An 11,243-nucleotide genomic window follows, 5' to 3' on the forward strand; every position below is an offset into this window, starting at 1 on the left:
ACGTGCCGGGTCCGTTCTCCGTAGCATCGTCGGATGCTTCTGTGGATCAACGGCCCCTTCGGGGGCGGCAAGACACAGACCGCGCACGAGATCCGGCGGCGGCTCCCGGGCAGCGTCGTCTGCGACCCCGAGCACGTGGGCTTCGGCCTGCACCGGATGACGCCCCCGCGTCTGCGCGGTGACTTCCAGGATCTCCCGGCCTGGCGGCAGGGCGTGTACGAGGTTCTGGACCTGGCCCTCGGCGGGCACGACGGCACGGTGATCGCGCCGATGACGGTCGTGGAACCGGCGTACTTCGAGGAGACCGTCGGCCGGCTCCGCGAACGCGGCCACGACGTCCGGCACTTCGCGCTGCTGGCCGACCGCGAGACGGTGCTGCGGCGACTGCGCGAGCGCGTCTTCGGGCGCGCCGCACAGCTCGTCATCGGCAAGGGGGGCGCGTTGCGCCGGGAGAGTTTCGCCGTGTCCAGGCTCGACCTCTGCCTGGAGCGCCTGCGCGAGAAGGAGTTCGCCGAGCAGGTCTGGACCGACCGCCTCACGATCCCGCGGACCGCCGACCACATCGCCGCCTCGGCCGGGCTGACCCTGACCCCGAACACCGACGGCGCCCTGCGGGGCCGCCTGCGCCGCACCTGGACCGGGATCGGGCACATCCGGCTCGGCTGAACGGCCTCTCCGCCGGCGATCGACGGCTGATTCCGAAGCGCGTGGGCCATCCCGGTTGAAAGGATCGTGCAGTGTTCGTCCCCCACCCCAGGAGCCGAAGATGACCGCCCGCCGCATCGTTCCCAACGTCCGGTCCGACGCCATGCAGGAGAGCGCGGAGTTCTACGGCCTCCTGGGCCTGGAGGAGGTCATGAACCACGGCTGGATCATGACCCTCGCCTCCCCGTCCACTCCCGCGGCGCAGCTCAGCATCATGACCGAGGACAGGACGGCACCCGTCGTCCCGGACATGAGCATCGAGGTGGAGGACGTGGACGCCGCCTACGCGGTCATGCGCGAGCGCGGCGCCGAGATCGTGCACCCGCTGCAGGACGAGGAGTGGGGTGTCCGCCGGTTCTTCGTCCGCGACCCGAACGGCCGCGTGGTCAACGTCCTGGGACACCGGTGACCCGTCCGGTGGCGGGACGGCCGGCATGAGGCCCGCCGGTTCCGTGCGGCGAGGACCTCGGTGGCGTGGACCCGCCGGCGCCGGCCCCGGTGGCGTGGATCCGCCGGCGGCGGCCCGGCGGCGGCTCAGCCTCCCGGACGGCCGTAGCCGGTCTCCCACGCCCAGGCGGCGATGCCGACCCGGTTGCGGACGCCCAGCTTGCGCTGGATGTGGGCCAGGTGGGTCTTGACGGTGCCCGGGGTGATGTAGAGCTCGGCGCCGATCTCCGGGTTGGTCCGGCCGTCGGCGACCAGAGACACGATGTCGAGCTCCCGGTCGGTGAGCGGTGACACGGTCTCCGGCGCGTCCCGCACGCCGGAGAGCCGCCGCAGCAGCCGTACCGTCACCGACGGGCTGATCAGCGAGTCGCCCAGCATCGCGGCGCGGACGGCCTCGATCAGCAGCGCGGTCCCCGAGTGCTTGAGCAGGAAACCGCACGCGCCGTTGCGCAGCGCGGTGTGCACGTAGGCGTCCAGGTCGAAGGTGGTGACCACGACGACCCGCGTCACGACGGGCGCGTCGGGCGCGCACAGGACGCGGGTCAGCTCCAGCCCGTCCATCCGCGGCATCCGGATGTCGGCGATCACCACGTCCGGCCGCAGCCTCCTGGCCAGCTCCAGCGCCTCGACGCCGTCGGCGGCCTGCCCGACGACGTCGATGTCCGGCGCCGAGTTCAGGATCGTGCGGAACCCGAACCTGACGCGTTCCTCATCGTCGGCGACGAGCACCCGGATGGTCCCGGCGACGTCCTCCTTCACGGCGTCGTCCTCGTTGACGTCGGTGTCCCCGTCACGGCGTCGTCCTTGTTCGCGTTTGTGTCCTCGTCAAGGCGTCGTCCTCGCTCGCGTTGGTGTCTCCGTCACGGCGCCGGTCCGTCACCCTGTTGTGGAACCCCGCGACACCGGCGGGGAACCACGCCCGCACCCGCCAGCCGTCCGGCGGCAGGGGACCGGCGGTGAACGTGCCGCCGAGCGCCTCGACCCGCTCCGCCAGCCCGGCCAGCCCGATCCCGCTGTGCCTGCGAGCGGCGGGCTCGCGAGCGTCCGGCGGCCCACCGGATCCGCGCCACCCCCGCTCCGTGCTCGGGACTCCCTCAGCGTCCGGGACTCTCTCCGCGTCCGGGACTCTCTCCGCGTCCGGGACTCGCCCCGAGTCCGGAACCTCCTCCGCGTCCGGGACCCGGTCGACGACCGTCAGCGAGACCCCCTCGGACGACCGGCGGAGCGTCACGGTGACGGCCGCGCCCGGGACGGCGTGGCGGCGCACGTTGGTCAGCGACTCGACCACCACCCGGTACACGGTCGTGCCGACCTGACGGTTCAGGGCCGCGTCGAGCCCCGGGTCCGTCTCCAGCTCGATCGGGCCCGTGCCCGAACCGGCGTACCGCCGCACCAGCTCCGGCAGCTCCGCCACACCGGGCGACGTCGTACGGGACCCCGCGCCCCTCTCCTCGCCGTCCTTCTCGTCCTCCAGCTCGCGCAGCACCCGGATCGTGCCGTCCATGGAGGCCAGCGCGTGGGTGCCGTCGGCCTCGATGCGCTGCAGCATCCGGGCGGCCTCCTCGGGATCGGTGCGCAGCAGCACCTGCGCGGCCTGCGCCTGGATGACCATGGCGCTGACGTCGTGGGCGACGAAGTCGTGCAGGTCGGTGGCCAGCCGCAGGCGCTGTGCCCGCCGCGCGTGACGCACCGCCAGGACCCGGTGGGCGTCGAGCCAGCGCAGGTAGCCGCCCGCCCCCGCTCCGACGAACGCGGCCAGCGACCAGAACGCGCAGATCGCGACGAGCTCCCACCGGCTCGCCGTCGCCAGGCCGGTGATCGGGATGCCCAGGAGCGCCATGGCGAGCACCGTGAGCGTGCCCGCGACCACGGCGTGCGCGACGGGAGCCCACCGGCAGACCAGCGCGACGAGGACCATCAGCGCCAGGGTGTGCAGCAGGGGCCAGGGGCCGCCACCCGTCCTGGACGGGCCCGCGAGCCAGATCGCGGTGGCGGCCAGCGAGACCAGCGACACCGCGACGGAGGCGGCGGCGGCGAACCTTCTGGTACGGGGCCGGCCGGCCGCGATCGCGCCCAGCGTGACCAGCGCCAGCGTGGAGGGCAGCACGTGCGGCCACCCGGCGTCCGGGCGCAGCATCGCAGCCGTCACCAGGGCCGCCGCCACCAGGCCGGAGGTCGCCCCCGCCCGTACGGCGAGGTGGCCGGTACCCCGCCGTACCCGGTCGGTGGTCGTCGGGGCGGTCGGCACGAGCCTCACCCTAGGCCACGCGCGGCGCTCGCCGCGTCTGCCGATCGGGGGATGTCCACGGGCCCGCACCGGTCGCGATGCTCGACCCGTGACCGCCCCGCCGGGGCGGGCGGAACCGAGGAGCCGTGATGTCCCACCCGACACCGTCCACACCGCACCGGACGTTGAGACTCGCCGCCTGGGCGGCGTTGCTGTGGTGCCTCGTCTACGGGTTCCTGGGCGCGTACTGGGCGTCCGGCGGAGCGGGCTTCCCGTTCGGCGCCTCCGACGTCAACGGCGGGGACATGGGGAGCTGGCTGGCCGCCGCGACGCCGGGCCCCACCGGCGCCGTCATCACCGCCGGATGCGCGGCGGGGCTCGCGGCCACGCTGGCGGCGGTCATGCCGTGGGGACGGCGCCTGCCGCGCCGTCCGCTCGCCGCCGTGCTGTTCGGCCTCGCGACGCCCCTGCTGCTGGTGGCCCCGGACGTCCGCATCCTGCAGAACCTCGCCTACGCGCTGTTCGGGAACGTGAGACTGGTCGACTGGCCGGTGCTCAACCAGGCGCTGTGCGTGGCCGGGGGCCTCCTGCTCGCCGCCACCGCGGCACAGCTGCTGCGCCGCCCGTCGTGCGCCGCCTGCGGACGCCCGCCGGCCGACCCCGGCGAGCGGCGGCGCTGGACGCGGATCGGCCGGTGGGCCACCGCCGTGGCGGTGCTGGCACCGCTGCCGTACGCGCTGCAGCGGGCGGCCTGGAACCTGGGCATCCCGCTCGGGGTGGACGAGGCGTTCGTCCGGGCGCTGGCCGCCGATTTCCAGTTCAAGGGGGTCAACCCGATCCTGGCGTACAGCCTGACGATCGGCGCGGTCGGCGGCGCGCTGCTGACGACCGGCCTGGCGATGAGCTGGGGCGAGACCTTCCCGCGATGGGTGCCCTACCTCGGTGGACGCCGGGTGCCGGTGACGATGGCCGTGATCCCGGCCACGGTGGTGACGGTCGCGGTGACGGTGGCTGGGCTGGCGGTGTGGCGGTGGGCGATCCTCGACGGAGCGATCAACGGCTCCGCAGCGCCCGGCCTGCTGTGGGTGCCGTGGGGGGTCGCGCTGGGCGTGGCCACCCTCGCCTACCGCCGGCGCCGCCGGAACACCTGCCCCGGCCGCCCCGACTGCGCCGACCTTCCTGCCCGCTCTGATCTTCCCACCCGGTTCGGTCTTCTTGCTCCCTCCGCGCTCCTGGGCAACCCCGGCGAGCGGACCGATCTATCGTGAGGGGATGCTCACGGTCGGAGTGGATCTCGCGGCGGAGGCGGTCAGGACGGCCGTGGCCTGGCTCGACTGGTCCGCGGACGGTGCCCGCGTCACCCGGATCGAGATCCAGGCGGACGACGACATGATCGTCGAGGCGATCATGGACGCCGACAAGGCCGGTGTCGACTGTCCCGTCGGCTGGCCGGACGCGTTCGTCGACTTCGTCGTCGCCCACCGCGCCGGGCACGTCCGGGTGCCCGGCGGCGTCGCCGGACGGGACTGGCGCAGGAACCTCGCCCTCCGGGTGACCGACCGGGTGGTCCACGACCTGACCGGCCTCACCCCGCTGAGCGTCTCCGCCGACCGCATCGGCCACACCGCCATGCGCTGCGCGGCCCTGCTTGCCGAACTCGCCCGCCGGGGCCGCCCGGCCGACCGCCGGGGCGACGGCGTCGTGGTGGAGGTCTACCCCGCGGCGTCGCTCAAACGGTGGGGGCTTCCCTTCCGCGGGTACAAGCGCTCCGCCAACCTCGCGGCGCTCGGGGACCTGGTGGACGGGCTGTGGGCGGCGGCGCCCTGGCTCGACCTCGGCCCGTACGAGCGCGTCTGCCGCGTCTCCGACGACGCGACCGACGCCGTCATCGCAGCCCTCACCGCCCGCGCGGCGCTCCTGGGGCTGGTGACCGTCCCGGCGGGGGAGCAGGCCGGCCCCGCACGCACCGAGGGCTGGATCGCCCTGCCCACCACGCCCCTGCGTGAGCTCCACGGGTGAGGGCATCGCCCGTCGATCATGGCTCCGCCCGCAGGGCGGTGTCGCACTAAGATCACTTCCCGTGCCTTCTGATGGTTTATGGCGAATTGTCAGGATCGGATCGGTAGGTCTGCTCCTTGCGGCGGCGGCCGCGGGCCTGGTGCTCGGCGACGCCTGGCTCTGGGTGGCCGTCGAATGGTCGCCGTCGTTCCAGATGGAGTTCTACGCGCCCGGCGGGTTCGGCACCCCGGTGATCGGGGCGCTGCTGGTGGCCGCCCTGGTGAAGGCCGCGTTCCTGTGGCTGATCCTCCGCACCCCCGTGCCGGGACCGCTGAACCGCCGGGAGAAGGTTCTGCGCCGGCTGCTGTATGCGGTGGTGGCGTACAGCCTCGTGCCGTGGTACCTGATCGCGATGCTGCCCGTCGCGGTCGGCCCGGCATTGTCGCTCGTGCTGTGGACCGCGATCGACGTCCTCTACCTGCTCGTCATCCGCTGGCGCTCCCGCGCGCTGCGCGCGGCGGCCGGGACGGTGTTCGCGGTCCAGCTGGCCGGGACGGTCAGCGCACTGCTCGACGAACTCGACCTCCTGGAGCTCGGATCGGGCACCGTCATCGAACCGGGCCTGACGTTGTGCGCCGTGGCGGCGACCGTCCTCACGGTCGTCGGGCAGCGGCGCGACGGCCGGTGGAGCCGCGGCACGCAGGCCGCCGGGTGGTCGTGGGCCGGCTTCCTCGCGCTGACGATCCCGCTCAACACCCTCTCCGGAGAGATCTCCGACGGCAATCTGGCACTGCAGATCGCGATGGACGCGATGTGGCTCCTCAGCCCCGTGTGGATCGCGGCGACCGCCCGTGAGATGCCCACCTCCGCCGAAGGACGCCCGGCGGACCTACCGCCCGCGCGGCGCCGCGCGATCCGCGTCGCGACGGCGGCCGTGGTCGTACTGCCGATCATCGCGTCGATCCCCCCGGAGCAGACCCCGCACCTCACCTACACCGGCTGGTCGACGGACTGCTACGACCGGCCCGCCTTCGGCGACCTGAAACCCGCGGAACGCGACGCCACGTTCCTGTGCCGGGCGCGGAGCAGGGACGGCGGGGTCCCGCCCATGTTCCCGGACAGCCTGTCGGACCAGCAGATCCTCGCGTCCGGGCGGGCGCTGTGCCGTGCGAAGGACCGCGAAGAGCAGACGGCGATCCTGACGCGGGCCGGGAGCGAGCGGCCCGCCTGGGGCGCGGACCCGTGGGAGCTCGTCTACGTCTGCCCGGAGATCGTCGGCGCGACCCAGCCCGACCTGCTGCGGTCGACCAGGGAGGCGGAGGCGGCGGAAACCGCCTTCATCGCCGAGAAGAACGCGGAGTGCCGCGACCCGTGGCCCCGGACGAAGGGCGTCGCCCAGGCCACGGCCAAGTACTTCCTGTTCGCCGACGGCGATCACGGCTACCTGGTCCACGACCCCAAGGACACAGCGGCCGAGAAGGCGGCGGAGCGGGCGATCGACAGGCTCTACGACGACAGAACCCTCATCGGGACGGCCGGCAGCGCGGTGCTCGTCGGGCACCATGAGGACGTCATCGATCTGTGCCTCACCGTGAAGGCCCTGCGCACCGCGCCGCCACGGCGGACGGCCGGGTGGGATCAGGTCACCGAGGTGCCGGTCGTCAGCCGCAGCGGCCTGCTCACCGTGCCGGAGATGGGTGGCGGAGACGTGGGCGCGGGCGCCCCGATGCCGGACCTGGCGATCGCGGGGAAGGGGCGCTACCGGCTCCGCGTCCACGTGGGTGCCGACGCGGGGGAGGAACGGCACCTGGTCGTCGTGTTCCCGGGGACGTCGAGGAAGAGGATCACACTGAAGCCGTGAGCGCCGACGGGGACCGCACGAGGGCAGGACGGTGAGGTCCGCTCACCAGGGGGCGGCTACGCGGACGACGTGGGTGTCGGCGGGGGCGAGGAAGCGCAGCAGACGCTCGCCCTCCGCCTCGACCTCGTCGCGGTCGCGGGCGGCGAGCGGGGCGAACGGGGCGAACGGGGTGACGGTGAGGGTCGTGGTGCCGCGTTCGCGGGCGGTCGCCCAGGTGGCCGCGACGGTCCCGTCGACGAGGACCGGGCCCGGGACCGGCCCGTGCTCGGGCCAGGCGCGCGTGACCTGCTCCGGATCGAGGGTGCCCATGCGGGTGCGGTCGGCGAAGGAGAGCAGCGCGTTGTCGTAGTCGTACAGGAACCTGACCGGCGCCGGGGTGTCCTCGTCGGGCCGCGGCGCGTCCGGCAGGTCGTACAGCTCCCCGCCCTCCTCGGTGCGGAAGGTCCGCAGGTCCATCGGCTCCATCACCTCGCGCAGCCGGGTGAGCCCGCAGTGGGCCTGCACGTCCTTGACGCTGGCGGGCCTGAACGCGGCCAGGTAGCGGGTCACGAAGTCCTCGACGGAGGGGGCCGCCTCCTGGGGCGCGCCGAGCCAGTGTTCGGCGCTGGTGTGGGCGATCGGGCCGCTCCGGCCCCACATGCCGCGGGGCGGGACCTGGACCAGGGCGACCCTGGCCCGTACGACCTGGGCGAGGGCCGCGGCGTCGCGGCCGGGGAACAGCGCGGCGAGCTCCTTGCCGAGCGCGCCGAAGGTCAGCGGCCGCTCCTCCACGAGCGCGCGGCCCGCGGCGGCGACCGCGTCGAGGTCGAGGTCCCGCAGGTGCCTGCCGAACGCGCCCTTGGTGACGCGCCCGATGACCGGTTCGACCAGCGGACGCCACCGCAGGCAGTCGCGCGCGGTGACCAGGTGGATGGTCGACCGCATCAGGGCGATCCTCACCAGCGTCCGGTCCTCCAGCAGACCGGCGGCCTGCTCGGGGTCGAAGTCCAGGATCCGGGACCACAGGCCGACGTACCACGTGTGCGGTGTCTGCGCCTGGAGCCCGGCGACGCGCTCGACCATCTCCGGCACCGGCGACGCCGACCGTTCCAGCAGCGACTGCCGCGCCAGGGTCGCCCGGTTGAGCGCGCGCCGGGTCAGCACCTCAGGCATGGTCGAGGATCACCACCGGGATGTCGGGCGCACGCCGGGTCGGCACCTCAGGCATGCGTGAGGATCACCACCGGGATGTCGCGCGCGGTCTTGCGCCGGTAGTCGGCGTACTCGCCGTGGATCCCCACCATCCGATCCCACAGGGCGGGCTTCTCCGCGGCGGTCGCGGTCCGCGCGACGGCGGCGAACACCTCGGCCTCCACCTGCACCTCGACCCGCGGATGGGCCAAGATGTTGTGGTACCACAGCGGGTGGTCGTCGGCCCCGCCGTTGGAGGCGACGACCACGTAGGCGTCGCCGTCGCGACCGTAGATCAGCGGGGTTCGCCGCTTCAGCCCGGATCTGCGCCCGACGGTGGTCAGCAGCAGCGTGGGCCTGCCGTGGTAGAGATGGCCCTTCGCGCCGTTCGACTCGACGTAGGTGCGGAGGTGCTTGGCGACCCAGCCCGTGGGGGAATCGATGATCTCGTCGCTCATGCCGCTCACGCTACCGGCGTCCGGGGACATTTCCGATCTTTCCTCCGCGCTTCCGGTCCTCCTGGCGTGCGCGCCGATGTCGGCGGTTCGCGCGGTGGCGCTCGACCAGGTCGTCCCCAAGATCCATCGAAGGACGTTTCACCCCCCGCCGATCCCTACCCCGACGGGGTGAGGCACGGATCGCCGGCCGTGCACATACTGGGACCCATGAACGAGCACGGGCGACTCGCCGACTTCCTCCAGGCACGCCGGGGCCTCCTGCGGCCGGAGGACGTCGGGCTGCCGACCTACGGCGAGCGGCGCCGGGTGCCCGGGCTGCGGCGCGAGGAGCTCGCGATGCTCGCGGGCATCAGCGCGCCGTACTACACCCGCCTGGAACAGGGCCAGTCACGCAACGCCTCGCGCGAGGTGCTCGACGCCATAGCGAACGCCCTGCGCCTGGACGGGTCCGAGCGTGCCCACCTGCACGCCCTGGCCCGCACGCCGAGACGCGGTGGATCCTCCGCGAAGAGGCCGCCCGCCGAACGTGTCGGCCCGGCGACCAGGGCACTGCTGGCGGCCTTCGAGAACGCACCCGCCATCGTGCTCGGCCGCCGCACCGACGTCCTGGCCTGGAACCGCCAGGGCCACGGGCTGTTCGCCGGTCACCTCGACCCGGAGGCCCCGGACGTCCCGGCGCGACGGCCGAACATGGCCAGGCTGGTGTTCCTCGACGCCCACACCCGCGAGCTGTACGCCGACTGGCCCGCCAAGGCCAGGGCGGTGGTGGGCAACCTGCGCCTGACGGCCGGGCACCACCCGGACGATCCGCTGCTGGCCGGACTGATCGGCGAGCTGACCATGAACAGCCCGGAGTTCGCCGCGATGTGGGCCGACCACCGGGTCCTGGCCTGCGACGTCGCCGACTACGAGATGCGCCACCCCACGGTCGGAACGCTGACGGTCACCCAGCAGACGCTGCGGAGCCCGGAGGGAGACGGCCCGGTCCTGGTGGTGGCCACGGCGGATCCGGGGTCTCCGTCCGCGACGGCCCTGACCCTCCTCTCCCACGTCACCACGGGGCCGGAAACCACCCGGCCGCGCCACGACACCGACACCCGCACCTAACCGACACGCGCATCTGACCGACACCCGCACCTGACGCGCGCACCTCCATCGGCAGGCCTTGCCACGCCACGACGCCTGCCCTCCCCCCCTGTCCGGGACGCCCCCTCGGCTACCGCGTCCTCGACCACGACACCTCCCGATCCCGGCGCCGCGCCGCGGCCGCCGCATGCCAGAAAACAGTGAAGGAACCATGTCCAAGCGAAGCATCAAGATCACGACCTCTGCCGTTCTGATGGCCGCCGCCACCCTGACGGCGACCGCCCCGGCGGGTGCGACGTCCACCCCGGCCGGCGCGACGTCCACCGACAGGCCGCTGACGAACGTGCGGGTCGCCACCCACTTCGATTTCTCCGCGGGCCAGATGCCGGAGAACATCGCCCTGCTGCCCGACGGAACGGCCAACGTCACCTTCGCCGCCAGCCGCCAGGTGGCCCAGGTCACCCCCCGGGGCACGACGCGCATCCTGGCGACGCTGCCCGCGCCCGCCGACGGCGGAACCGCCACGCCGGTCCTCGGTTTCCCCCTGGCCACGGGCATCGTCCGTACCTCCGACGGCACGGTGTACGTGCTGTACGCGACCGGCACGGCCGACCTGACGGGCCTGTGGCGGATGCGCCCCGGCCGGGCCCCCAAGCGCATCGCCGCGCTGCCCGCGAACGGCCTGCCCAACGGGCTTGCCCTGGACGGGCGCGGCGAACGCCTCTACGTCACCGACTCGGTGCTCGGCACCGTGTGGACCGTCCCCGTCACCGGCGGCACGCCCACCGCGTGGTCCACCGCCCCCGAGCTCTCCTCGACCGGCTTCCTCGGAGCCAACGGCGCGAAGGTCCACCGCGGCGCGCTGTGGGTGAGCAACCTCGACCGCGGCACCCTCCTGCGCATCCCGATCCGCTCCGGGAACCGGGCGGGAACGCCGCAGGTCAAGGCGTCGGGCATGACCGGCATCGACGACTTCGCCTTCACCGGCCGCGGCGACGAGGTCCTCGCCGCCCTCAACGCCCCCAACACGGTCGTCCGCGTCCGCGCCGACGGCACCGTCACCACCGTCCTGGACGCCGGCGACGGTCTGCAGAACCCCACCTCGGTCGCGCTGCGCGGGAAGGACGTGTACGTGCTCAGCGCCGCCTACACCACGGCCACCGACCCCAACCTGCTCCGCGCCCGCCTGCACGACCACCGGTGAGCCCCGGGCTCCCGCGAACCGGGCCGGGCGGATCCGGCAGCGCCGACCACTCCATCCGGGCCCCGGAGCGGATCATCGCCTGGGTCC

General features: G+C 73.7%; 11 protein-coding genes. 7 read left to right on the forward strand and 4 right to left on the reverse strand.

Going from position 1 to position 11,243, the window contains the following annotated elements; translation table 11 throughout:
- Positions 1-33: 33 nt before the first annotated feature.
- Together AB0G16_RS29670 and AB0G16_RS29675 are read left to right on the forward strand one after the other, a co-directional pair.
- Positions 34-666, forward strand: coding sequence for an AAA family ATPase (locus AB0G16_RS29670; RefSeq protein WP_362812127.1), 633 nt, complete (start codon positions 34-36; stop codon positions 664-666).
- 100 nt (positions 667-766) lie between these two features.
- On the forward strand, positions 767-1,114 hold the full coding sequence (locus AB0G16_RS29675; RefSeq protein WP_362812130.1) for a VOC family protein: 348 nt from the start codon (positions 767-769) through the stop codon (positions 1,112-1,114).
- A 125-nt stretch (positions 1,115-1,239) separates the two neighbouring features.
- Here the strand turns inward: AB0G16_RS29675 and AB0G16_RS29680 are convergent, their stop codons facing one another.
- Together AB0G16_RS29680 and AB0G16_RS29685 are read right to left on the reverse strand one after the other, a co-directional pair.
- Positions 1,240-1,911 (reverse strand): response regulator transcription factor, encoded by a 672-nt coding sequence (locus AB0G16_RS29680; RefSeq protein ID WP_362812133.1) that lies wholly within the window; start codon positions 1,909-1,911, stop codon positions 1,240-1,242.
- A 31-nt stretch (positions 1,912-1,942) separates the two neighbouring features.
- Positions 1,943-3,400, reverse strand: a complete 1,458-nt coding sequence (locus AB0G16_RS29685; protein WP_362812136.1) for a histidine kinase — start codon at positions 3,398-3,400, stop codon at positions 1,943-1,945.
- Positions 3,401-3,528: 128 nt separating this feature from the next.
- On the opposite strand from AB0G16_RS29685, the gene AB0G16_RS29690 reads away from it, so the two are divergent.
- From AB0G16_RS29690 to AB0G16_RS29700, 3 genes are all read left to right on the forward strand, one after another.
- The gene (locus AB0G16_RS29690) at positions 3,529-4,647 is read left to right on the forward strand and encodes a hypothetical protein (protein WP_362812139.1); all 1,119 of its coding nucleotides are present in this window, start codon (positions 3,529-3,531) and stop codon (positions 4,645-4,647) included.
- Between the two features lie 4 nt (positions 4,648-4,651).
- Complete coding sequence (locus AB0G16_RS29695; RefSeq protein WP_362812142.1) at positions 4,652-5,398, forward strand: DUF429 domain-containing protein; 747 nt, start codon at positions 4,652-4,654, stop codon at positions 5,396-5,398.
- A gap of 61 nt (positions 5,399-5,459) precedes the next feature.
- A complete protein-coding gene (locus tag AB0G16_RS29700; protein WP_362812145.1) occupies positions 5,460-7,238 on the forward strand; it encodes a hypothetical protein in 1,779 nt (592 codons plus the stop codon).
- Between the two features lie 42 nt (positions 7,239-7,280).
- On the opposite strand, the gene AB0G16_RS29705 is transcribed toward AB0G16_RS29700, so the two are convergent.
- Positions 7,281-8,390 carry a winged helix DNA-binding domain-containing protein gene (locus AB0G16_RS29705; RefSeq protein WP_362812149.1) on the reverse strand — a complete coding sequence of 370 codons (1,110 nt, stop codon included), beginning with the start codon at positions 8,388-8,390 and terminating at the stop codon, positions 7,281-7,283.
- Between the two features lie 47 nt (positions 8,391-8,437).
- The gene (locus AB0G16_RS29710; protein WP_362812152.1) at positions 8,438-8,866 is read right to left on the reverse strand and encodes a nitroreductase family deazaflavin-dependent oxidoreductase; all 429 of its coding nucleotides are present in this window, start codon (positions 8,864-8,866) and stop codon (positions 8,438-8,440) included.
- A 207-nt stretch (positions 8,867-9,073) separates the two neighbouring features.
- On the opposite strand from AB0G16_RS29710, the gene AB0G16_RS29715 reads away from it, so the two are divergent.
- Both AB0G16_RS29715 and AB0G16_RS29720 read left to right on the forward strand, forming a co-directional pair.
- The gene (locus tag AB0G16_RS29715) at positions 9,074-9,973 is read left to right on the forward strand and encodes a helix-turn-helix transcriptional regulator (RefSeq protein ID WP_362812155.1); all 900 of its coding nucleotides are present in this window, start codon (positions 9,074-9,076) and stop codon (positions 9,971-9,973) included.
- Positions 9,974-10,163: 190 nt separating this feature from the next.
- Positions 10,164-11,156, forward strand: a complete 993-nt coding sequence (locus tag AB0G16_RS29720) for a hypothetical protein (protein ID WP_362812158.1) — start codon at positions 10,164-10,166, stop codon at positions 11,154-11,156.
- Positions 11,157-11,243 lie beyond the last annotated feature (87 nt).

Origin of the sequence: Streptosporangium sp. NPDC023615, from assembly GCF_040640155.1 — a bacterium.
Classification (GTDB): Bacteria; Actinomycetota; Actinomycetes; order Streptosporangiales; family Streptosporangiaceae; genus Streptosporangium.

Excerpts from the sequence above, each read along its gene's own strand:
- AB0G16_RS29710 (WP_362812152.1), bottom strand. The coding sequence starts at position 8,866 with ATGAGCGACGAGATCATCGATTCCCCCACGGGCTGGGTCGCCAAGCAC.
- AB0G16_RS29675 (WP_362812130.1), top strand. The coding sequence starts at position 767 with ATGACCGCCCGCCGCATCGTTCCCAACGTCCGGTCCGACGCCATGCAG.
- AB0G16_RS29670 (WP_362812127.1), top strand. The coding sequence starts at position 34 with ATGCTTCTGTGGATCAACGGCCCCTTCGGGGGCGGCAAGACACAGACC.
- AB0G16_RS29705 (WP_362812149.1), bottom strand. The coding sequence starts at position 8,390 with ATGCCTGAGGTGCTGACCCGGCGCGCGCTCAACCGGGCGACCCTGGCG.
- AB0G16_RS29695 (WP_362812142.1), top strand. The coding sequence starts at position 4,652 with ATGCTCACGGTCGGAGTGGATCTCGCGGCGGAGGCGGTCAGGACGGCC.
- AB0G16_RS29720 (WP_362812158.1), top strand. The coding sequence starts at position 10,164 with ATGTCCAAGCGAAGCATCAAGATCACGACCTCTGCCGTTCTGATGGCC.
- AB0G16_RS29690 (WP_362812139.1), top strand. The coding sequence starts at position 3,529 with ATGTCCCACCCGACACCGTCCACACCGCACCGGACGTTGAGACTCGCC.
- AB0G16_RS29715 (WP_362812155.1), top strand. The coding sequence starts at position 9,074 with ATGAACGAGCACGGGCGACTCGCCGACTTCCTCCAGGCACGCCGGGGC.